The 21448-nt window shown below is 39.5% G+C and carries 21 protein-coding genes; 10 read left to right on the top strand and 11 right to left on the bottom strand.

Annotated features, from left to right (window positions below; all coding sequences use genetic code 11):
- Window positions 1-45 precede the first annotated feature (45 nt).
- Window positions 46-1152 (bottom strand): adenylate kinase, encoded by a 1107-nt coding sequence (locus tag BFP77_RS06460; RefSeq protein ID WP_099573218.1) that lies wholly within the window; start codon window positions 1150-1152, stop codon window positions 46-48.
- Window positions 1153-1289: 137 nt separating this feature from the next.
- Between BFP77_RS06460 and BFP77_RS06465 the strand changes: the two genes are divergently transcribed.
- The 4 genes from BFP77_RS06465 to BFP77_RS06480 all read left to right on the top strand — a co-directional run bounded on the left by BFP77_RS06465 (window position 1290) and on the right by BFP77_RS06480 (window position 6350).
- Window positions 1290-2444: a 5-(carboxyamino)imidazole ribonucleotide synthase gene (locus BFP77_RS06465; protein ID WP_099573219.1), complete on the top strand. Its 1155-nt coding sequence runs from the start codon at window positions 1290-1292 to the stop codon at window positions 2442-2444.
- A 2-nt stretch (window positions 2445-2446) separates the two neighbouring features.
- Window positions 2447-2935 carry a 5-(carboxyamino)imidazole ribonucleotide mutase gene (gene purE / locus BFP77_RS06470; RefSeq protein WP_099573220.1) on the top strand — a complete coding sequence of 163 codons (489 nt, stop codon included), beginning with the start codon at window positions 2447-2449 and terminating at the stop codon, window positions 2933-2935.
- A 151-nt stretch (window positions 2936-3086) separates the two neighbouring features.
- Window positions 3087-5105, top strand: coding sequence for a M3 family metallopeptidase (locus BFP77_RS06475; RefSeq protein WP_099573221.1), 2019 nt, complete (start codon window positions 3087-3089; stop codon window positions 5103-5105).
- A gap of 222 nt (window positions 5106-5327) precedes the next feature.
- Window positions 5328-6350: a cadherin domain-containing protein gene (locus tag BFP77_RS06480; RefSeq protein ID WP_180272320.1), complete on the top strand. Its 1023-nt coding sequence runs from the start codon at window positions 5328-5330 to the stop codon at window positions 6348-6350.
- A 149-nt stretch (window positions 6351-6499) separates the two neighbouring features.
- Here the strand turns inward: BFP77_RS06480 and BFP77_RS06485 are convergent, their stop codons facing one another.
- The 3 genes from BFP77_RS06485 to BFP77_RS06495 form a co-directional block, all read right to left on the bottom strand.
- Window positions 6500-7459 carry a toxin-antitoxin system YwqK family antitoxin gene (locus tag BFP77_RS06485; protein ID WP_099573223.1) on the bottom strand — a complete coding sequence of 320 codons (960 nt, stop codon included), beginning with the start codon at window positions 7457-7459 and terminating at the stop codon, window positions 6500-6502.
- A 9-nt stretch (window positions 7460-7468) separates the two neighbouring features.
- On the bottom strand, window positions 7469-8029 hold the full coding sequence (locus BFP77_RS06490) for a hypothetical protein (RefSeq protein WP_099573224.1): 561 nt from the start codon (window positions 8027-8029) through the stop codon (window positions 7469-7471).
- Between the two features lie 90 nt (window positions 8030-8119).
- Complete coding sequence (locus tag BFP77_RS06495) at window positions 8120-9037, bottom strand: hypothetical protein (RefSeq protein WP_099573225.1); 918 nt, start codon at window positions 9035-9037, stop codon at window positions 8120-8122.
- A gap of 159 nt (window positions 9038-9196) precedes the next feature.
- Here BFP77_RS06495 and BFP77_RS06500 point away from each other — a divergent pair, with 159 nt between their 5' ends.
- Window positions 9197-9823 (top strand): TMEM175 family protein, encoded by a 627-nt coding sequence (locus BFP77_RS06500; protein WP_099573226.1) that lies wholly within the window; start codon window positions 9197-9199, stop codon window positions 9821-9823.
- On the top strand, window positions 9813-10538 hold the full coding sequence (locus tag BFP77_RS06505; RefSeq protein WP_099573227.1) for a class I SAM-dependent methyltransferase: 726 nt from the start codon (window positions 9813-9815) through the stop codon (window positions 10536-10538). The genes BFP77_RS06500 and BFP77_RS06505 overlap by 11 nt, the downstream gene beginning before the upstream one ends.
- Before the next feature lie 208 nt (window positions 10539-10746).
- Here the strand turns inward: BFP77_RS06505 and BFP77_RS06510 are convergent, their stop codons facing one another.
- The 6 genes from BFP77_RS06510 to BFP77_RS06535 all read right to left on the bottom strand — a co-directional run bounded on the left by BFP77_RS06510 (window position 10747) and on the right by BFP77_RS06535 (window position 14985).
- Window positions 10747-11442: a DUF1963 domain-containing protein gene (locus BFP77_RS06510; RefSeq protein WP_099573228.1), complete on the bottom strand. Its 696-nt coding sequence runs from the start codon at window positions 11440-11442 to the stop codon at window positions 10747-10749.
- Window positions 11443-11549: 107 nt separating this feature from the next.
- Complete coding sequence (locus BFP77_RS06515; RefSeq protein WP_143751859.1) at window positions 11550-11744, bottom strand: hypothetical protein; 195 nt, start codon at window positions 11742-11744, stop codon at window positions 11550-11552.
- 129 nt (window positions 11745-11873) lie between these two features.
- The gene (locus BFP77_RS06520; RefSeq protein WP_143751860.1) at window positions 11874-12950 is read right to left on the bottom strand and encodes a leucine-rich repeat domain-containing protein; all 1077 of its coding nucleotides are present in this window, start codon (window positions 12948-12950) and stop codon (window positions 11874-11876) included.
- Between the two features lie 81 nt (window positions 12951-13031).
- The gene (locus BFP77_RS06525; RefSeq protein ID WP_099573231.1) at window positions 13032-13268 is read right to left on the bottom strand and encodes a hypothetical protein; all 237 of its coding nucleotides are present in this window, start codon (window positions 13266-13268) and stop codon (window positions 13032-13034) included.
- 88 nt (window positions 13269-13356) lie between these two features.
- Window positions 13357-14232, bottom strand: a complete 876-nt coding sequence (locus BFP77_RS06530) for a hypothetical protein (protein WP_099573232.1) — start codon at window positions 14230-14232, stop codon at window positions 13357-13359.
- Between the two features lie 393 nt (window positions 14233-14625).
- The gene (locus BFP77_RS06535) at window positions 14626-14985 is read right to left on the bottom strand and encodes a rhodanese-like domain-containing protein (RefSeq protein WP_099573233.1); all 360 of its coding nucleotides are present in this window, start codon (window positions 14983-14985) and stop codon (window positions 14626-14628) included.
- A 110-nt stretch (window positions 14986-15095) separates the two neighbouring features.
- Here BFP77_RS06535 and BFP77_RS06540 point away from each other — a divergent pair, with 110 nt between their 5' ends.
- The gene (locus BFP77_RS06540) at window positions 15096-15650 is read left to right on the top strand and encodes a sigma-70 family RNA polymerase sigma factor (RefSeq protein ID WP_099573275.1); all 555 of its coding nucleotides are present in this window, start codon (window positions 15096-15098) and stop codon (window positions 15648-15650) included.
- Between the two features lie 218 nt (window positions 15651-15868).
- Here the strand turns inward: BFP77_RS06540 and BFP77_RS06550 are convergent, their stop codons facing one another.
- Window positions 15869-16702 carry a hypothetical protein gene (locus BFP77_RS06550; protein WP_099573234.1) on the bottom strand — a complete coding sequence of 278 codons (834 nt, stop codon included), beginning with the start codon at window positions 16700-16702 and terminating at the stop codon, window positions 15869-15871.
- Window positions 16703-16829: 127 nt separating this feature from the next.
- On the opposite strand from BFP77_RS06550, the gene gcvP reads away from it, so the two are divergent.
- The 3 genes from gcvP (at window position 16830) to BFP77_RS06565 (ending at window position 21437) form a co-directional block, all read left to right on the top strand.
- The gene (gcvP, locus tag BFP77_RS06555; RefSeq protein WP_099573235.1) at window positions 16830-19682 is read left to right on the top strand and encodes an aminomethyl-transferring glycine dehydrogenase; all 2853 of its coding nucleotides are present in this window, start codon (window positions 16830-16832) and stop codon (window positions 19680-19682) included.
- A gap of 167 nt (window positions 19683-19849) precedes the next feature.
- Window positions 19850-20905, top strand: a complete 1056-nt coding sequence (locus BFP77_RS06560) for a 3-oxoacyl-ACP synthase III family protein (protein WP_099573236.1) — start codon at window positions 19850-19852, stop codon at window positions 20903-20905.
- 1 nt (window position 20906) lies between these two features.
- Entirely contained in the window at window positions 20907-21437 is a 531-nt protein-coding gene (locus BFP77_RS06565) for a methyltransferase (protein ID WP_099573277.1), read from the top strand.
- Window positions 21438-21448 lie beyond the last annotated feature (11 nt).

A 21448-nucleotide genomic window follows, 5' to 3' on the forward strand; every position in this document is an offset into this window, starting at 1 on the left:
ACAGCCCTTGATAGCTTCTTTGGGTCGTATTACTTGTTCTGCCAACTATAGCGATTCGATTACCTTTGTTAGTCTTTCCGTAATTTCTTCAATAGTACCTATACCATTGACGCTATGGAATTTGTTTTGGTCTTCGTAATATTCTTTTAATGGCGCAGTTTTTAAACTATACTCCTCAAAACGGTTTCTAATCTTGTCCACGTCCTGGTCGTCCGTACGGCCACTTACCTTACCTCTTTCCAACAACCGGGCAATCAACACCTCATCATTGGCCTCTAGCGCAATGGTGGCATCAATTTTCATGTCCTTAGATTCCAAAAAATTGTCCAGTGCTTCCGCCTGTGCGGCGGTGCGTGGAAAGCCATCAAAAATAAAGCCGTCCGCATCGGGATTTTTACCCACCTCGTCCTCTAACATTTTAATGGTCACCGCATCCGGTACTAAATCGCCTTTATCTATGTAAGACTTGGCCAAATTACCTAGTTCGGTACCGTTCTTAATATTAAAACGGAAAACGTCACCGGTAGAAATGTGCTTTAAATTGTACTGTTCCTTTAAGAACTGGGCCTGGGTGCCTTTTCCTGCTCCGGGCTTTCCAAATAGTACAAGATTTATCATATGTTTTTGGTTTAGTTGGTATACTTCCTTAAAGTTTCTTCCTAATTCTTTGTAGTCGAGTCCGTATCCCACAATAAAACGGTCGGGGATTTCTAACCCAAAATAGTCTATAACGTATTCACCATTGTACACATCGGATTTATAAAAGAGACTAGCAATTTTAAACTCCTTTACATTGGTATTGGAAAAAAGATGAACCAGCTCCTTTAGCGTACGTCCCGTATCAATAATATCTTCCAAAATGATGACACTTCTACCTTCTATATTATCGGGCAAGTCAAGTAAAGTTTCCACAATACCAGTAGAAGTAAGCCCTTGATAAGAGCTTAGTTTTACAAAAGAAACCTCGCAAGGGTAGTCATAAGCCTTTAAAAAATCGGATACAAACATGAACGACCCGTTTAAAACACCCACAAAAATTGGTGTCTTGTCCTTATAATCAGCTGCAATGGTATCCGCAACGCGTTTGACCGCTTGCAGAATTTCCTTTTCGCTGATAAAAGGCTTAAAAAATTTGTCGTGAAGTTGAATCAATTTTTAAAAATTAGTAAGGTTGGCAAAGATAGCATATTGAGATGTGTTTTTGAATTTTAGCCCATCGGATTCTCAGATTTAAGCGTATTTTTGCGATAAACAGGATTAATTCTAAAAATAAAAAGACTGTTTAGAATATGAACTATTTTTCATCGGATTTTAAGCTAGGAATTTTAGGAGGAGGGCAACTGGGTAAAATGATGCTCTACGAAACCCGGAAATGGGATATAGCCACAAAGGTCCTGGACGCCTCGCCCGACGCTCCTTGTAAAATAGCTTGTAACGAATTTGTTCAGGGAAGCCTGCTAGATTACGATACGGTTCATAATTTTGGAAAAGACGTTGATGTCCTCACCATAGAAATAGAAAACGTAAACTTGGACGCTCTGGAGCAATTGGAAAAAGAGGGTGTAAAGGTACACCCGCAACCAGATGCCCTTCGCATTATCCAAAATAAGGCAAAACAAAAATTATTCTATACAGACCATGACATACCCACCGCTCCTTTTCAACGATTCGCTTATCGGAGTGAAATAGAGGACAGTATACAAAACGGAGGGTTAGATTTGCCCTTTGTTTGGAAAGTAGCTCAATTTGGGTATGACGGTCAAGGCGTAAAAGTAGTACGTAAACTATCGGATTTAGAAGGATTACCGCCAGGGGAGTGTATTGCGGAAACCATGATTACGTTTAAAAACGAACTAGCGGTCATCGTTGCAAGAAACTCGGACGGGGAAGTAAAAACATATCCCGTGGTGGAAATGGAGTTTCACCCCGAGGCTAACCAGGTGGAATATGTTATCTGTCCTGCAAGGATAGACGAAAAGGTAGCGGACAAAGCACGCAAATTAGCTTTGAAGGTTTCGAAGAAAATAGGACTTACCGGCCTACTTGCCGTAGAGATGTTCCAAACCCAAGAAGATGATATTTTGGTCAATGAAGTGGCTCCGCGACCTCACAACAGCGGACACTATAGCATAGAGGCCAGTTATACCAATCAATTTGAACAGCATATACGAGCCATATTAAATTTGCCCCTAGGAGAAACGGAGAGTAAAGTCGCAGGGATTATGGTAAATCTTGTTGGAGCCGAAGGTCATACGGGAGATGTGGTCTATGAAAATATAGAAGAAATTTTGGGCATGCAAGGGGTTACCCCACACATCTACGGTAAAAAGCAGACCCGACCTTTTCGCAAGATGGGACATGTGACCATTGTAAACGAAAATATTGCGGAAGCAAGAAGTATTGCACAGAAGGTAAAGGAAACGATTAATGTAATAAGTAAATAATCATGAGCAAAGTAGCCGTTGTCATGGGAAGCACTAGTGACCTTCCCGTAATGCAAGATGCCATAGATATCTTAAAAGGTTTTGATATAGAAGTTGATGTAGATATTGTTTCGGCACACCGTACTCCTGAAAAATTGTTCGATTTCAGCAAAAACGCACATACCAACGGATATTCCGTAATTATAGCCGGTGCAGGAGGTGCTGCCCACCTTCCAGGCATGGTTGCTTCCATGTCACCATTACCTGTAATCGGTGTACCCGTTAAAAGTAGCAACTCCATTGACGGGTGGGATTCTATCCTCTCCATTCTTCAAATGCCCGGTGGCGTACCAGTAGCAACAGTCGCTCTTAATGGTGCCAAAAATGCCGGTATTCTTGCTGCCCAGATTATTGGAAGTTCTGACACCTGTGTTCTGGACAAAGTAATCCTTTACAAAGAAGGCCTAAAGCAAAAAGTCATTGAAGGTGCAAAATCAGTAAGCAGTAAGTAGTAAACAGTTGGCAGTTGGCAGTTGGCAGTTGGCAAAATCAATGTTCCTTTAAAGCTGAAAGCAATTAGAACTTTTGCCTTACTCTTAAACTTTTAACACCAAAAACTACTTTAGTATAAACCTTTGAACAAATAATCTCATAATCTCTTTAATGAATCCATTAGTAGAAAATTTCGATTTAGCCCCATTTTCAAAAATAAAAAATGAACATTTTAAGCCAGCTTTTTTGAAAGCCATGGAGGATGCAAGGGCAGAAATTGATGCGATAACATCCAGTACGGCAGCGCCAACTTTTGAGAACACTATTGAAGCTTTGGAGTTTTCAGGACAGCAATTGGACAGGATTTCAAGTGTTTTCTTTAATCTTAATTCTGCAGAAACCAATGAGGAGATTCAGCAAATAGCACAGGAGATATCCCCGCTCCTTTCTGAATTCGGGAATGATATTATCTTGAACGAAGCTTTGTTTAAACGCATAAAAACGGTCTACGAACAAAGAGACGACCTGGACCTCACCGTGGAACAGCGCACCCTTTTGGAAAAAAGGTATAAGAGTTTTAGTAGAAATGGAGCGAACCTTTCCGAGGATAAAAAGAAACGTTTACGGGAGATTGATGCCGAAGCGTCCAAGCTTAAATTAAAGTTTGGTGAAAACCTATTGGCAGAAACGAACAAGTACCAAAAGCATATTACCAACGAAACTGATCTAGATGGTTTGCCTGATGGTGCCAAAGAAGCGGCTGCACAATTGGCCAAATCAAAAGGTAAGGAAGAGGGTTGGATGTTAACTTTGGATTATCCCAGCTACATACCCTTTATGAAGTATGCCAAGAACAGGACCTTGCGAAAAGAACTATCCTTGGCTTTTGGTAGTAAAGGTTTTCATGGAAATGAATTGGACAATAAAGAAAATGTACTGAAAATCGCTAAGCTGCGACATGAGCGTGCCAACCTCTTGGGCTATACGACCCATGCCCATTTCGTTCTTGAAGAGCGTATGGCAGAAACACCGGAAAAAGTACATTCCTTTTTAAACGAACTTCTTGAAAAAGCCAAGCCGGCAGCAGTACGAGAATTCAAACAATTAGAGGACTTCGCAAAAAAAGAGGACGCTATTGACCGCTTGGAGAAATGGGACGGTAGTTACTATTCCGAAAAGCTAAAACAGAAACTCTTTAGCCTAGATGATGAGCAACTGAAACCCTATTTTAAACTAGAGAACGTCATTGACGGAGTTTTCCAAGTCGCTGAAAAACTCTTTGGGCTACAATTCGAGGAGGTTTCCGATATAGATAAATACCATCAGGAAGTAAAGACCTACAAAGTATACGATACCGACAAGAACTTTATTTCCGTCTTCTATGCGGATTTTCATCCACGTGCGGGAAAACGCGGAGGAGCATGGATGACCTCTTTTAAACCGCAATATATAAGAGACGGACAAAATGTTCGTCCGCATATCTCTAACGTATGCAACTTTACGCCTTCAACACCATCCAAACCATCTTTATTGACCTTTAACGAGGTTACTACCTTATTTCATGAATTCGGTCACGGATTGCATGGTATGCTGGCGAACACCACATATCCAAGTCTTTCCGGAACTTCGGTCTATTGGGATTTTGTTGAACTTCCCAGTCAGGTCATGGAAAACTGGTGTTATGAAAAAGAAGCTTTGAAATTGTTCGCCAAGCATTATGAAACGGGTGAAGTTATACCTATGGAGCTTGTTCAGAAAATCAAAGATTCCGCCACGTTCCAGGAAGGAATGCAAACCCTGCGCCAGTTGAGTTTTGGCCTATTGGATATGGCTTGGCATGGCACCGACCCCACCGACATTACGAACGTAAAAGAATATGAGGACAAAGCATTCGCCGATACCAATCTCTATCCTGAAACCCCCGAGACCTGTATGAGTACAGCTTTTGCCCATATATTTCAAGGTGGATATTCTTCTGGCTACTACAGCTACAAATGGGCAGAAGTGTTGGATGCCGATGCCTTTGCGTATTTTAAACAAGAAGGTATCTTCAATAAGGAGGTGGCCTCAAAATTCAAGGAACACGTACTCTCTAAAGGTGGTACGGAGAACCCGATGGTCCTTTACAAACGTTTTCGAGGAGCGGAACCAAAAGTAGAAGCGCTATTGGAAAGAGCGGGACTTCTATAAAACTATACGTTAAGAAAGGGTGTTTCCTTGCACGCATAATCCCTCGGTATTCTCAGTAATTCTTTTGGTTTAAGCCACTAGTATGAGGTGAGTGATTATAGTTTTCGATGAAATACACTAAATTTTAAATTTACTTATATATAGATTACGGCATATAAGCGTTAGTTCTTTATATACTTTAAAACCTACTTAAAGATTAGAAAACTAGTTTATATACTGGGAGTGCTATTTATTGCCTCTTGTAGCACAGATACCGATGTTTTGACTGATGAACTTCTGGACAACGAAGTTACCAATGATGAAACGGCTAGCGACGGACAGAACAACGCCCCAAGAATTGAAGTAACCGCTTTTCAGATTCCAGAACATAGTACGGGAGGCACCGCTATAGGTACCGTAACTGCGTCTGATGCGGATGAAGACAGGCTAACCTTTACCATTGATTCCAATTATGATTTGGTCATCGATGAAAATACGGGAGAATTATCTGTTGGCGAGAATTTACAGCTAGATTTTGAAACGAATAATGAAATACCTTTTACCGTATCGGTTTTTGATGGGAGCACCATCGCAGATTGGGACGCTACGCTTACCATAACGGATATCAACGAATACCAGATATTAAGTCAGGCGCAAAAGGATTTGGTGGAGTATTATACATTCTTAACACTTAGAAAAAGTGCTAGTAGCCCTAGAACAACCAATTTAAAATGGGGAGAATCCATAAAACTTTATCTAGACGGTGCCATTACCCCAGCATACAGAGAAATGGTAACGACAGCCCTAGCCGAAATAAATGACTATTTTACCGTAGGGGATTTTACGATTTCTTTGACCAACAATCAATCCGATGCGAACGCCACATTGTATTTAGGTGATGTATCAGAAATTGAAACCTTGTGGCCGGATATTTTTGATATCGCTAACGGAAGCAACAATCAAGGATATGCTTCCACGTCTTTTTCTAACAACCTTATTGACGATGCTCGTATTTGGCTCTCGATTGACTCAGAGATTCTCTTTAAGCACGAATTAGGGCATGGACTAGGGCTGGGTCATTCCAATCGCTGTGGTTCCAGTGAGCCCGTTGGAAGTTTTATGTGCTCTACAGTATCTCCTAACCATAACATTCTACCATCAGAAGTGGAAGTATTGCGTTATTTATATCATGAAGACATGCCCTCTGGCTTAAATGAACAAGAAATAGAAGATTATTTATCTAATTTTATCTTGTTAGATATGTAATGTTCTTTCAAAAAATAACCTTAGGAAGGATTCCAGATGGCGTGATAAGAAAACTTCTAAATAATTTCGACGCGAACATCGAAGTATTATAAATTTTGACCATCAAATAAAACGGCCGATTATAATTGTTACTTAGGTTCCTCAATACTTTAATACAACCGGTTTGGTCCTATATAATCCATGTAAATATCTAGATTTTGCATAAAAACTGTAGCCGTACCAAAAGCTAGATTTTTCTTTGCGGTAAAAAGTACTTTATTGTCCTGACCCATTAATTTTACGGTCAACGTATCGGGTTCTCTGGACAGTATCATATATTCTGGGTTACCTCTTACATTACCACCTGTAAGCATTACGGTACCTTCTTTAAGATTACCTTTTTCGAACAGTGCACTATATTGTTCTTTGCCGTCCTTATCATAGCTAATGACCCTACCGTCAAGGGTACTTCCATCTACCTTATAGCTTAGTCTTTTTTTATCCGTATCACCATAGTAGGCCGTAGTTTCTTTTTCCTTTCCTGCTACATAGCTAGACACCCTTTTTCCATTATCGTCATAACTGATACGCTTCACCATCACACCGCCAATAAAGGTTTCCGTGATGGGTTTTTTACTGGAATAGGTATTTACTGATCTAGTTCCCTCAACAGGTAGTCCCGCACTATAGGTCATCTCGTAGGCAAGCTTTTGGTCTTCGTCATAGTACCTCGCTATTTCGTTTAGCAGACCATTATTAAAGTTTTCAGTCTTAATGAGTTCTTCGTTGTAATTATAGTATTTGAATAGACCTTCTTCCTTATCATCCTTAAAAGTATCTTCTTCTAAAATGCTCTCATCATAATCGTATTTTTTATACGCCCCGTTACGTTTTCCTTGCTTCAAGATGTAAGAGGTCCGTTTCTTTACATTGTAATAAGTACCTTCCCAAGGCTTACCTTCCTTAAAAGTTACTTTGCCTAAAAGTTCATCTTCTCGAGAATAAAATGAAGCGCAACAGTTGGCATCAATATCCTCAACCAACACTGGGTCAATCTGAACATATGTATTGTTAGGGCCATAATCATAACGTTTTAGTCTTTGTTGCTCCCCATCTTTAGGGGTTTCCATCAGTTTTACCTAATCCGAGTCTCCGAAAAATTCATAGACCGTTCCTTCCTTGGTCTTAAAGTTATACGCTCCCAATACGTTCTCATCCATATCATAAAAGGTTCCCGTAGTTTTATCGTACCCTTCGTATTCTATTTCGCTTTGCTTTTTTCCATTGCTATAAAATCTGATTTCCTTTGTTCGTTTATACCCTAGCGGCTCATAAAGCTCCACCGTTTTGAAAGTGGAATTTTCCTTCTCACTTATTTTACGTTTTCTATAGCTTGTCCTACGAGTCACAAAACCCTTTTCATAATGTTCAATTGTGCTAACATCCCCTTCATAATCAATGGTATAGCGATCACCGCTTATTGCCTTAAGATACCCGTTGTCATCCTCCAAATTCAATGTTCCCAAGATGGTACCATTTTTATCGTAGTACGTTTCCTTATCCGTTGCTTTTTCACTGAATACAATATCGGTATTGTAATAGTTGTTAAGTTCTACAACCAATTTACCGTCCTTATAGGTGGCTTTTCGATCTCCGATAATTTCGGTTCCGTTCAATGGAGTCCAGTTCTTATACACCATTCTGGCAATCTCTTTTCCGTCCTCACCGTAACTAATTTGTAGTTCTTTGGCTCCATCGGTATATTCGGTACGGCTCTTTAGTTGCTGATTTTAGTAGAACTGTTGTTCTGTTACCGATTTTCCTTCGCTATACGTTCTAATACCCTTAATAAGCTCTTCTTTGTACTCGTTATAACTTGAATAAAATTGATACTCTTTGCCATCCACTGGTTTTAAGTAATTATTTTCATAAACATAGTTAATCTTACCTATGACCTTACCTGCCGGACTATAAAAAGTTTTGGACAACCCATTTGCAGAATTAAATTCCTCCCTTACTTGGTCGTTACAGTAATACACCGTGGTACCTAATTTTTGTCCCTTAGGATAATAGGTGATTCGCAGGGGACGCATGGGCTCCTTACAATAGGAGACTTCCAGACCTTCATAAGTTCCGTTAGATAAGGATTTTCGTTCGCCAATAAATTTACCATCAACATCACAATACTTTATCAAGACGTCGTATCTATTACCTACGCTGTATCTTTCATAGCGCACACCTTTGATATCTTTCTCATAAATGATGTTTAGTGTAGTGTCTCCCTTTATTTCAGTATAATACCGCCTATTATTACCAAAATTACTACCGGTCTTTCCAGAGACTATTCTCCCGTCCTTAAAAAGCGCCTTTAAGGGTTTCCCGTCTAGTGTGGAGATATATGTTCCGTTCAAACGATTGTTTGTGTAGCTGCCTTGCTGCAAAATACTTCCGTCTTCATTGTACCAAGTTACTTTACCTTCCCAAAAGTCTTTATTGGCCTTGGATGAAGTTCCGCTCATCTGTAACTTCCCGGAACTGTAAAAATCTTGCATTACATATAAATCACCTTCTTTTTTTACTGGGGGACGAAAAAAAATGGCACTATCCTTAACGGTAGTTTTCCATTTGGAATCATGGCATATGGTATCGTTTTGAGCCATAATTTTACCTCCTACTAAAAAAACACCAGTAAAAAATAATACGGTCAAGAGTTTACAAGAAAAATTTTTGTTGTCATAATCACAGCTTTGTTAAATGGTAACCTATTTAATTTGAAACAAAAACAACGACCCTATTTTTAAACCGTATCCCTAGATTCAGGTATTTTAGTTCAGTATCTTGTAAAGGTTGAAATTAAAAAACCATAAATGCCACATTCTTTTTTATTTGACAAGGGTCGTGTAGCCTCTTTTTGCGATGCTGTTTTCTCTATTGCTATGACCCTTTTAATATTAGAAATTGAAGTCCCCAGCGTTGAAGTACTTTATAAAAACAATTTTTCAGCTGTTCTAGCAAATAGAATACCCAGCTTTATTGGGTTTTTGGTCAGTTTTATGGTCATTGCGCTCTATTGGGTAAGTCACTTAAGAATCTACCGGTATATCACCGTATTGACCGAAAAATTAATTTGGCTGAACATTATCTTACTACTATTCGTTGTATTCCTGCCTTTTTCAACGGCACTTTACGTAGGTGATTTCTTCGGTACCGCTCCTTTCATTTTCTATTGTATGAAGCCAGTCCTGTTAGGTTTGTTCAACTTTATGCTAATTCGGGCTATTGCCAAGAAGGAATTAGGGAACAATGGAATGACAAAAAGTATCGGCGATTGGTTGCAGTTCCGGTCTTTGACGGCTGTTTTTGTTTGGGCATTGGCGGCAGTGCTTGCAACATCGTTCCCCACCCTGGCTAGAATAATTTTTATACTCATATTCGTAATTCAGATTTTTGGGGACCGGTATTTTAAGAAAAAAATAGCAGCGGATGTCCAGTGAAGCATATAATGCGCAAACTGCCTATCACTACGAAGCGTACAGACCTCCGCTCCACTCACTTATCCTAAAAAAGTCCTTGTTAAAAAAGGAATTTGAAAATGGATTGGATATTGGTTGTGGCACTGGAAAATCTACCATAGCACTAAAGCAATTTTGCAAGAAAACCCTAGGTATGGACCCTAGTACCGCTATGCTAGAGAAAACTGCACCGCAAGAAGGCATTTGCTATGAACATTTTGATGGTTTATCGCTGAACAAGAGGAGAAACTCTTTTGATATTATTACCCTAGCAGGTTCCTGGTGGTACGGAAAATCCCAACAATTACTTCAGGAGATATTCAACGTAGGTACAAGCGATGCTGTTGTATTACTATACGACTTTGAGGTTTTATTTAATTCGATATACCGCAAATTAGGCTTAGAGCAATCAACACAAATTAATGATTATGATCATTTTGTTGACTTCACCGGCCTTAATACCGAAGGGTTTCGTTTGGTTTCTAAAGTTTCCGATAAAATTAGATTAAATGTGACCGCAGAGGAGTTAGCCCACTTGATTTGTTCTGAAAACGAAATTTTTAGAGAATTACAGCGAAAATATGACACTAGTAGGCCGTTTAAAAAATTCGTTCACGAACTTCAAGAGAACGCTTCTGAAAACGGTATTGGACTTCTTGTGAATACCTTTGGGACCAGCTACAAAATTATTAAATAATGGAGATAGCATTTTTTAAATCATCCGTTTGAAGGTTTTTTTAAAGATACTCTTGATGGTTCATTGGAAATAATCAATTAGTGTTTCAACCTTATGCACAGGTATTTTTGAAACTCAGTATCTATATTCTTGATTTCCCCAGCTTGTTCCTTTTTAAGGTGATTTGTCTTCTTGAACGTTAAGGAAGATCGAGTCAAAATTGCCTTTACTAACTACTCTCCAAAGTAACGAATACGTTACTGAAATCTAGCTTGGCCAAATCACTTTTGTGTATGACATAGAAAATATCACCCGCATCACTCCATTGCATATCTCCCGCAGAAGTTACCACCGACAAGGTCATCCAGTCTTCGGGGTTTCCTTTTTTGGACAGTGAAGCTTGTAATTCTGGTATCTCATGTTGGGTAAAACCGTGCGCATTAACCATATATTCATATTGTGTTTTATCATTTAGTGGACTTTCAAAGGTATCGTAGAGTTCGTCCAATAATTTCTCATCTTCCAATAAAACTTCACTGTCGTCCTTAATAAGATATTTATTTACGTAAGTCGCGTAAAACGATGGAGCACTGTTCATTTTCGCCGCTTTGACTTTGTAACCAAGATAACCGCTGTCCCACATTTCAAAATAATCTTCTTCCGTAAATTGAAAACGTTTGCCCGAAGCTAAACGGGTGTTATCCTCCACATAAATGATTTTCCCAGGGTTGTTAGTGCCTCCATAGATATTATGCATGGTCTCTAAAAAGAAGAACAAAGTGCCCGTTCTTGGTAAATAGTCTTGCAAATGCGCAATTTCGGTACAATTAATCTGCCCTATAAATTCATAGGTGTAATCCGATTTTCCTTCGCGCCAGTTCTCCCCAAATCTTGGGTATGGTACATTCTCCGGTAAATCTGGCATACCCCCAAACCGATAGCTTTTTTGACCATAGGACGAAGGGCGGTGGCATATTTTTCCAACCTATTGGTCTTGATAATTGCATCAATTTGTGAAACCAATTCCTTGTCCTAGTGCGACCAAAAAACGGAATCTTCCCATGTAAACAATCCCTTGCCATCCGCTCCTTTATAGCTGAAGTCCAGTAGTCTTAATTTGTCTTCCATGGACAAACTGATTTTCTTAATGTTGTTAAAAGCATCGGACAGACTTTCCAAAGGATTCTCATCTAGCACAACCCGATTTAACTTTGGTTGTTTCGCCAAGGATTCTGACAGGGTTAACAATTAATTCTTATCCAAGGAAATATTCTCTAAAATAGGAAGGTGGATAGAAGTGAGAATATGTTCCAATTTATTGGATGACAACCAGAGATATTTTAGTTTGGGCAATTGCTAAATACTTTCCGGGACCTCCCGAATAAGAGTATTACTGACGTTTAACTGTTCCAAATCCGTTAGTTGACCCAGACTATTCGGAAGCTGTTCTAGTGCAGTACCGCTTATATGTAGTTTTTTTAGTTTTGTCAATGCGCCTATTTCACGCTGAATATCATGAAAAGGTAACTTTTCTTCTTCCCAATGATTTGATTTCTGGTGGATGGTAAGCTCCTCTAAATTTTTGAACTGGAATAAGGCTTCCGGTAATTTTGTAAAGCTTGGGTTTTGCAGCATAAGATAAGCTACTTCCTGTGGACTAGCAGTTGCCGCCTCTTCCATTGATGAAAAGCGATAATCTGACCATTTTAAACCCGACATATCAAATTTTTTAGCCACAAAAATTGGATATGCTTTTTTGTGATAGCTCTTGGTCATTTCTCCCTTTAACAATACCCAACCATTATAGTAGGTAACGGAGCCAGAGAATGCCAGACTATATTCAAAACCTTCGCATCTGGCATGTAAAAATAGTGGTGCATCGGTCTTTTCCTCCTCAAAATACAGTTGCCCTTTGGGCATGCTATTTTCATGAATGCCTATCGCGGGTATAGTCAAGGTAACTACACCATCACCCGGATAGTCATCTAGAATTTTAGCTGAAATAGCTCTTTTGAATGCTTTGGTCCTCGCTTTTATAATCAGTTGTATATCCCTAGACATTTTTCCGATACTGATTTCTGTTTCCTCAGGGATAAACTCAAAATCAAATTCTCCTACCTTAAAAATCTCTTTTCCGTCCTTGGGGATTGTAACCTCGCAAAAGGCATTTTTCTTTTCCTCTTCCTTCCTTTCCTCATCAGTTATTACCAACTGTTGCTGTGCTTCGTATGCTTTCTGCGCATCCAATAAATGTTGGGCGTAAGCCTGTTTTCTTGTAACCGTATCACCCAAAAACAGTAGAGATTCAAAGGCGGGCATCACCCAAAAGTCCAATGAATTGGATGGGGTTTTTTCGTGAACGGTCTTAAACTCTAAAAAATAGTTGTTATCCAAAAACACTGCAGCTTGGAAATACTGTAGCTTAAAGTGCATATTATTCCAAGAAGCATCTGTATGGGCATGAATAACGAAAGTCTTAAAGCCCTTGAGCTTGGTCTCTTCAAAACTGATAAGCTAAGATTTATAATGCAATGATATACACCAATCTTCCCACTTCTTTTCTAGCGTATCACCTTTATAACTATCCGATTTTAAATCGGCCAGCGCAAACAACCTGGCCTCCAAATGCGGATGTTGCTCTTTACAATCGTTGGTGTGGTCCTCTGCGCGAAGCCCTATTTTACTTTCCTGTATGATTTGAAAAGTATCTGGAAGTTGTAGTTCAAATACAAGCGTACTAATTGTTTTCATCTATTTTTAAGCTTCATTAGTAATGGCTTGTGGAGTAGCTACATTTCGTTGCCCCAACCCATCGGTCTTATTGTAAGAGCACCTATGATTAGTTCACTTTTAACTGGGTAGTTCCTTTTAAACGCGCATCGCTGTTCAGGTCCCATATTTCAACCTCCCAGGTAACGGGGTTATTTATCATTCCTTTGGAAAAAACCAATGTGCCGCCTACTCCTTGAGCTATTTGTGCTTCCGTAACACGTGTGTTCTCAAAGGCATTTTTATTGTAAAGTATTTGCTTTCCCCTCGCATCTTCAACTTTTATGGATAACCCCAAGGCTACGAAGCCATCTACCAAAGTGTAGCCCTCTAGCCCTTCAAACTGAAATTGCAAATTATCGCCAAATTGAGTTTCAGAATTTGTGATAACGGATTTCGAATCGGTATTGAAAATATATATCTCCTGCGCCTTTAGACCCGATTCCTTCACGGTTATATCCGGGTTTGGTAGTATTTCAAAATCCATTGTAGATGTGAAAGTACCCTCACCCCTTTCGTCGGATATATCATACGACGCGGTATACTTTGCTCTTGAATGCATGGGTTGTGCAAGGATAAGTTCTCCAAAGAGCGTTCTTAAGGAAGCGTCCAATCCGACAGAACTGTCCAACAAATTATTGCTTTGCATCACCACCTCACCACTTTCCGAAATCACTTCAACCCCCATTTTTGCATAATACTTGTCATTTTCTACAACAAAACCATCCATGTTTTCGAAATTGGTGTAAATCTTCTGTCCGTATACAAATACGTTATCGTCCAAGCGTTCAGCGTCTGTGGAAAGGTAAACCTCACCGGCAGAAAGTCCATTGCCTTCCGTGCTTATACTGGTATTAAAGTTCTTGCTAACGGATTTATCGAACTTGCAAGCGGTAATCAAAACAAAAAATGTTAGGATTCCGATACGTAACATATAATTTTTCATATTAATTCTTTTGTATTACTATTGCTTGACCATCAATTTAAAAAACGTTTAACCTTCAAAATAGGAATGCAAATTACATGAGATAAAAGCTACGTACATCCCTGTATTCTGGGATTCTGATAAACTTCCCAGAGCCAAATTATCAAACTCTTTGCCTAATATGATACTATTCCCATGGAAAAAGGTATCACTCCACCTATTGGCACTTGTTTAAATTAACGGCTGGGGCGGATTAATATTTCAATGCTATTTAAATATGAAAATAGGAACAAGAAATGCTATCGTTACATTGAAAATAGTACACAAATAGTTCGTTGAAGTGTTAAGAATGGCATTTATGAGAGTAGTGGCTCAGTATTCTCAGGGCAAGGATATGATGATGACCCTATCCTGTTACTTCTTTTTAGCATCAAAACAAGCATCATATCCCCCTTCCAAATTGATAACATTGCTAAATCCTAAAGAAATTAGTTTTTTTTGCGCCTTGGTACTACGTCCACCCTTCTTGCAGTAAACATATATGGTTTCATCTTTTGAGATATTACTCAAATGACCAGCAAAGTCCTTATCGTACCAATTCATATTTATAGCACCTTCCAAATGACCATTGGCAAACTCCTCTGGCGTCCTTACATCTATAAGTATCCCGTTTTTAATATCATTTTGTGAGAACTCTGTGATATGTATAGTTGAACTTTGGGATGTTCCAAAGAAAGAAACCAAAATAAGAGATAGTAAGAGCACATATTTCATAGCAATAAATAAAAAAATAGATTATGAGAGCACTAAAATACCACGAACGCAAGGAAAACATGAGGATTGTTACAACAAATTCTGTTACTTTTAATCCTGAAAACAAAAATATGACGCTTCACAAATTAAATCCTGACCTATGGGTAGACAGCTATGCTGATTATCTTTTTAATTTTGCAGTAGGAAGGGTAAGTGATGCCGAAGTTGCAAAAGATTTAGTATCTGAAACGTTTTTAGCCGGTCTTAAATCTGCCAAGAATTATAAGGGAGATGCAGCGGAACGTACTTGGCTCATTGCCATCTTAAAAAGAAAGGTAATTGATCATTATCGTAAGATAAATTCGAAAAAAGGCAAAGCGGAGGTACGCATGAGTTACGGGTCCAGTAGCGATTCTGATGGGGATTGGATGGAGGAACAAGTAGCAGACCCCTTCAGCAAGTCAGAAAATAGTACAATGGAAAATGAGGAACTAGGCCTTGCCATACAAGAATGTATAGCCAAACTTCCTAAAAAACAGGCCATGGTTTTTACCATGAAAACTATTCAAGGAATAAGTACAGAAGATATTTGTAATGAGCTCGGAATAAATCCGTCTAACCTATGGGTAATGATTCATAGGGCAAGAACTGCTCTTATGGGATGCCTTAATCAAAATTGGTTCTAACATGATGATTTCTTGCGAAAAAGCCGTTCATATTTGTGACAAAACTCAATATAGAGAGGCAACATTTATGGAGAAGATGAAACTTAAATTCCATCTTTTTATGTGTAAAACTTGTTCAACGCATAGTAGCCGCAACACCCAGTTTACTTCGTTGTGCCAAAAAGCTGATCTCCAAAGCTTATCCGAACAAGAAAAACTAAAAATGAAACAGCAGCTGGCTAAACAAGACTAAGCCGTTTCTCCATAAATAAAAGAATTACAAGCCAAAGAATGGGGACTGCTTCTACCCAAAAAGAGGCGTAGTACTTGGTTTGGTTTCTTTTTGTAGTGTACATTAAACAACCCAAGCCCAAAAATAATACTCCTTTCACCAAAAGTTCATTCCTATTGATATCGTCCTTGAAAAAAGTTGTAAAGAAAAACACAAGAGTTAAAAAAGCGCCTATTATTTTAGTGTTGGCCACGCCATAACGCTGCGGTAAGGTCTTCAGGGTTGGACTATCATATTTTAAATCCCTGATTTCAAAGGGTATTAATAATATTAGCACCAGTAAAAAACGTTGTACAGTTTCCACTATGGCGTCCCATGAAACCCCTTCGTTCACCGAAAAATAAGGTAATAGCACCGTAGCCATGGCCCATACCATGGCAACCACAAAAATCTTTAAACCCCCTAAAGACCTGAGATTTTTTGCACTGGGCAATAGCGGTAGCGCATATAGCAGTATCATAAAACTCAAAAAAAACAGCAAATACCAAGTATGTTCATTCAAGAAAAATGCATGATAAAGTGCTCCAGCACCGGCTAAAAAACTGAGTATTTGAATGTTTTTGTGGTACGGATTCGCAACTAAAACATACTTCGACGCCTCTACACCGTATTTAATGAAATTATAACAGACTATAGTTCCGAAAAATATAAAACAAGAGAGGTTAAAATCTATGGGAATGTTTAAGGTAATCCCCGTTACATAAACCAGGGAAAATACCGCCAGGGCCACATGAATACTTGCATCTAGATAAAAGTTGAAAAATCGCCTCCAAAGCTTCATTAAACAAAAGTAACCAAACTGTTTATAACCATGGATTTTGGTTAAAAACTTTCGCTCAAAGGCGATAAAAAGGACATTTTTCCATGGAATAAATCGCTAATTTTGTGCGACTAATTCGAATAAAATTATGAAGACCGACGTGTTTGCATCGCGCCATATTGGCATCCGTGAAGAAGATTTAGAAAAAATGTGCTCTGTAGTTGGGGTAAAGGATTTAGATGAACTAATTGATCAAACGATTCCTAATGATATTCGTTTAAAAGAAAGTCTAAATTTACCGCCCGCGATAAGCGAATATGAATTCTTAGGTCTATTAGAAAATCTGTCCAACCAGAACAAGGTTTTTAAATCGTACATAGGTCTAGGCTACAATGAAAGTATAACACCATCCGTCATAAAAAGGAATATTTTAGAAAGCCCGGGTTGGTATACCGCATACACTCCATACCAGGCAGAAATTGCCCAAGGACGGCTAGAAGCACTTTTAAATTACCAGACCATGGTGTGTGACCTTACGGGAATGGAAGTGGCAAATGCTTCTCTTTTGGATGAGAGTACAGCTGCGGCCGAAGCCATGACCATGTTGTTCGATTTAAGAAGCAGAGGGCAGAAAAAGGACGGTGTGCTTAAGTTCTTTGTCTCAGACGAAATACTACCACAGACCTTGAGTCTTTTAAAAACCCGTGCTACACCTTTGAATATTGAATTGGTGTTGGATACTCCCGCAAATTTTGAATTCTCAAGCGAGTATTTTGGTGCAATTCTTCAGTACCCTGGCAAATATGGACAAGTAAACGATTATTCTTCTTTTGTAGAAAAAGCGAAAGCGAACGATATCAAAGTAGCTGTTGCGGCAGACATATTAAGTCTTACGGTTTTGACACCTCCCGGTGAGTGGGGTGTAGATGTTGTTGTAGGTACCACGCAACGTTTTGGAATTCCTTTAGGGTACGGCGGTCCCCATGCAGCCTTTTTCGCTACTAAAGAAAACTACAAGCGAAACATCCCGGGCCGTATTATTGGAGTAACCAAGGACACGGATGGGAACCGAGCTTTGAGAATGGCTTTGCAGACAAGGGAGCAGCATATTAAGAGAGACAAGGCAACATCTAACATCTGTACCGCACAAGTCCTGTTGGCGGTTATGGCTGGCATGTACGCCGTATATCATGGCCCAAAAGGCTTAACCTATATTGCCAATAAAATACATAATTACACTAAAATCATAGCCAAAAAGCTTACTGCTCACGGATTTGAACAAGTAAACACCTGTTTCTTTGACACAATACGGATCAAGGCTCAAAATGTAAAATCTTTGCGTACCATAACGGAATCCAAGAAAATTAACATCAATTATATTGATGAAGAAACGGTTTCCATTTCCATAAACGAGGCTTTTTCAGAAAAAGATATTCGACCTTTAATCCTATGTTTTTTGGAATCGCAAGGTATTAATGATGATACTTCCAAAGAAGAAGACCTTGACGAAATTATCACGGCCTCATTAGCACGTAAATCTAGTTTCTTACAACAACCCGTTTTTAACACCTATCACTCCGAAACTGATTTGATGCGTTACATCAAAAAACTGGAGCGTAAGGATTTGGCCTTAAACCATTCCATGATTTCGTTGGGAAGTTGCACGATGAAATTGAATGCAGCCTCTGAGATGTTACCGCTTAGCTGGGCCAATTGGGGTAATATTCATCCCTTTGCACCCTTAGACCAAGCCAAAGGGTATCAGTTAGTGCTTAAAGAGCTTGAAGAGCAATTAAATATCATTACCGGTTTTGCTGCAACTTCGCTACAGCCAAATTCTGGGGCCCAAGGAGAATACGCCGGGTTGATGACCATTAGGGCCTATCACCATTCCAGAAACGACCACCATCGCGATATATGTATTATTCCTGCATCTGCACATGGAACAAATCCCGCATCAGCGGTGATGGCAGGCATGAAGGTAATCGTTACCAAAACCGATGAGCATGGCAATATTGATGTCATTGACTTGGAAGAGAAGGTAAAAGAACATTCTGAAAATTTAGCGGCCCTGATGGTAACGTACCCATCAACGCATGGTGTTTTTGAATCCTCCATAAAATATATCACTTCTTTGATACACGACCATGGCGGACAAGTATACATGGACGGAGCAAATATGAACGCTCAGGTAGGCTTAACGAATCCTGCAACTATCGGTGCCGATGTATGTCACTTGAATCTTCACAAAACCTTTGCCATACCTCACGGTGGTGGAGGTCCTGGAGTAGGACCTATTTGCGTGGCCGAACAACTGAAACCATTTCTACCCTCTAACCCCGTCGTAAAAACGGGTGGTGAGAATGCCATTACGGCAATATCAGGGGCACCATGGGGTAGCGCATTGGCTTGCCTTATTTCTTACGGCTACATAAAAATGTTGGGGGCTTCTGGGGTTACGGATGCAACACGATATTCCATATTAAGTGCCAATTACATAAAGGAACGTCTTAACGGCGCCTATGATGTACTCTATACCGGTGAGAAAGGTAGAGCGGCCCATGAAATGATTATAGATTGTCGTCCTTTTAAAACGAACGGTATTGAGGTAACGGACATTGCTAAGCGATTAATGGACTTCGGGTTTCATGCGCCAACAGTTTCGTTTCCAGTGGCAGGCACTATGATGATAGAACCTACAGAAAGTGAAAGCCTTTCAGAGTTAGACCGATTCTGTGAAGCGATGCTATCGATTAGAAAAGAAATTGATAACGCCTCGATTGAAGACAGCAACAATGTACTTAAAAACGCACCGCACACCTTGACCATGGTTACTTCTGATAACTGGGATTTTCCCTACAGCCGTCAATTGGCCGCTTTTCCTTTGGATTATGTATCTGAAAATAAATTTTGGCCAACCGTACGTCGCACAGATGAGGCCTTTGGGGATCGGAATTTAATTTGCACCTGTACTCCAATAGAAGCGTATGTCGAAGCATAAAACAACGCTTAACACTGCATAACAGGAGTCCTCGTTCATTAATGGGGACTTTTTTATTCCCTTGAATATGATGGTTTTGTTTCTGGACATCGTAAAGTGTATTATGCATGCATAGCAATTAGCGGTATTACACCTATCTTGCTTAGTACCAACTAACACTACACCAAATGAAGATAGGTATTACAGGAACAGGAAGTTATATACCATCACTGATCGTTGAGAACAAAGATTTTGAACAGCACGAATTTTTGAATGCCGACGGAAGTCAATTCAAGCATAACAATAGCGTTATCATTGAAAAGTTCAAAACCATTACGGGAATTGCAGAAAGACGTTATGCGGCAAAAAAGCTCAATACCTCGGATATTGCTTTTCTAGCAGCGGAAAAAGCCATTGATGATGCCGGTGTGAATAAAGAAGAAATAGACTATATCATTCTTGCCCACAATTTTGGTGATGTGGCTTATGGGCAATCGCAAAGCGATATGCTCCCGAGTTTGGCAACACGGGTAAAACATCATTTACGCATAAAAAATCCAAAATGTGTAGCCTATGACATGCTTTTTGGGTGTCCTGGCTGGGTAGAAAGCGTTATACAGGCAAATGCCTTCATTAAGAGCGGCATCGCTAAGAAATGCTTGGTCATCGGCGCCGAAACACTTTCGCGGATAGTTGACCCCTATGATCGCGATTCCATGATCTATTCCGATGGTGCCGGAGCGGCGATAATTGAAGAAGATTCCCATAGTGGTGAAATCTTAGCGCACGCCACCGCCACCTACACTTACGAAGAGGCTTACTTTCTATTCTACGGAAAGTCTTACCTTCCTACGGCAGAGGATACCAAATACATAAAAATGTTCGGTAGAAAAATATACGAATTTGCCGTAACCTATGTACCTGGAGCCATGGCCTCCTGCTTAGAAGAAAGTGGTGTGGCTATAGACGATGTTAAAAAGATTATCATTCATCAGGCTAATGAAAAAATGGACGAGGCTATCGTCAAAAGATTTTATGCCCTATATGGCAAAGAAATGCCTGATGGAATTATGCCTATGATTATCCAGAAATTGGGGAACAGCTCCGTGGCCACCATTCCTACCCTATTGGACTTGATTAGAAAAGGAAAAATTGAAAATCAAGAATTAATAGTAGGAGATGTTGTTATCTTTGCTAGTGTTGGCGCAGGAATGAACGTCAATGCAATTGTTTACCGAATGTAATATGTACGAAAATACCTTTCCTAACAAACGGTTCAAGAAAACACTTCGCTTCTTACAGAAACACGTTAGTACAACGGAAAAAATATTGGACTTAGGTGTACCCAACCCTTTGTCCAAATTAATGCAGGAACAAGGCTATGAGGTTAGCAACACCAAGGGAGAAGATTTAGACAAGAACTTTTCCTCGGTACAGCATTCAGATGCTTCAGTCGTAACCGCTTTTGAAATTTTTGAGCACCTACTTGCTCCTTTAAATGTATTATCAGAAATTAAGTCGGACAAACTTGTAGCCAGTATTCCGTTACGCTTATGGTTCTCAAAAGCCTATCAGAGTAAAACGGACCCCTGGGATCGTCATTATCATGAATTTGAGGACTGGCAATTTAATTGGCTATTGGAAAAATCTGGATGGGAGATTCAAGATTCCATGAAATGGACACATCCTGTTAAGAAAATAGGGATAAGACCCTTATTTAGGACCTTTACGCCTAGATATTATATGGTCTATGCCACCAGAAAAGCTAGTAAATAACATCCCGTACT

Source organism: Maribacter sp. 4U21 (genome assembly GCF_002742365.1).
Classification (GTDB): domain Bacteria; phylum Bacteroidota; class Bacteroidia; order Flavobacteriales; family Flavobacteriaceae; genus Maribacter.

Bases quoted from the DNA above. Each gene is read 5' to 3' on its own strand.
- BFP77_RS06465 (WP_099573219.1), top strand. From the start codon at position 1,290: ATGAACTATTTTTCATCGGATTTTAAGCTAGGAATTTTAGGAGGAGGG.
- purE (WP_099573220.1), top strand. From the start codon at position 2,447: ATGAGCAAAGTAGCCGTTGTCATGGGAAGCACTAGTGACCTTCCCGTA.
- BFP77_RS06475 (WP_099573221.1), top strand. From the start codon at position 3,087: ATGAATCCATTAGTAGAAAATTTCGATTTAGCCCCATTTTCAAAAATA.
- BFP77_RS06485 (WP_099573223.1), bottom strand. From the start codon at position 7,459: ATGGAAACCCCTAAAGATGGGGAGCAACAAAGACTAAAACGTTATGAT.
- BFP77_RS06490 (WP_099573224.1), bottom strand. From the start codon at position 8,029: ATGGTGTATAAGAACTGGACTCCATTGAACGGAACCGAAATTATCGGA.
- BFP77_RS06500 (WP_099573226.1), top strand. From the start codon at position 9,197: ATGCCACATTCTTTTTTATTTGACAAGGGTCGTGTAGCCTCTTTTTGC.
- BFP77_RS06505 (WP_099573227.1), top strand. From the start codon at position 9,813: ATGTCCAGTGAAGCATATAATGCGCAAACTGCCTATCACTACGAAGCG.
- BFP77_RS06510 (WP_099573228.1), bottom strand. From the start codon at position 11,442: ATGCCAGATTTACCGGAGAATGTACCATACCCAAGATTTGGGGAGAAC.
- BFP77_RS06520 (WP_143751860.1), bottom strand. From the start codon at position 12,950: ATGCACTTTAAGCTACAGTATTTCCAAGCTGCAGTGTTTTTGGATAAC.
- BFP77_RS06525 (WP_099573231.1), bottom strand. From the start codon at position 13,268: ATGAAAACAATTAGTACGCTTGTATTTGAACTACAACTTCCAGATACT.
- BFP77_RS06530 (WP_099573232.1), bottom strand. From the start codon at position 14,232: ATGAAAAATTATATGTTACGTATCGGAATCCTAACATTTTTTGTTTTG.
- BFP77_RS06535 (WP_099573233.1), bottom strand. From the start codon at position 14,985: ATGAAATATGTGCTCTTACTATCTCTTATTTTGGTTTCTTTCTTTGGA.
- BFP77_RS06540 (WP_099573275.1), top strand. From the start codon at position 15,096: ATGACGCTTCACAAATTAAATCCTGACCTATGGGTAGACAGCTATGCT.
- BFP77_RS06550 (WP_099573234.1), bottom strand. From the start codon at position 16,702: ATGAAGCTTTGGAGGCGATTTTTCAACTTTTATCTAGATGCAAGTATT.
- gcvP (WP_099573235.1), top strand. From the start codon at position 16,830: ATGAAGACCGACGTGTTTGCATCGCGCCATATTGGCATCCGTGAAGAA.
- BFP77_RS06560 (WP_099573236.1), top strand. From the start codon at position 19,850: ATGAAGATAGGTATTACAGGAACAGGAAGTTATATACCATCACTGATC.
- BFP77_RS06565 (WP_099573277.1), top strand. From the start codon at position 20,907: ATGTACGAAAATACCTTTCCTAACAAACGGTTCAAGAAAACACTTCGC.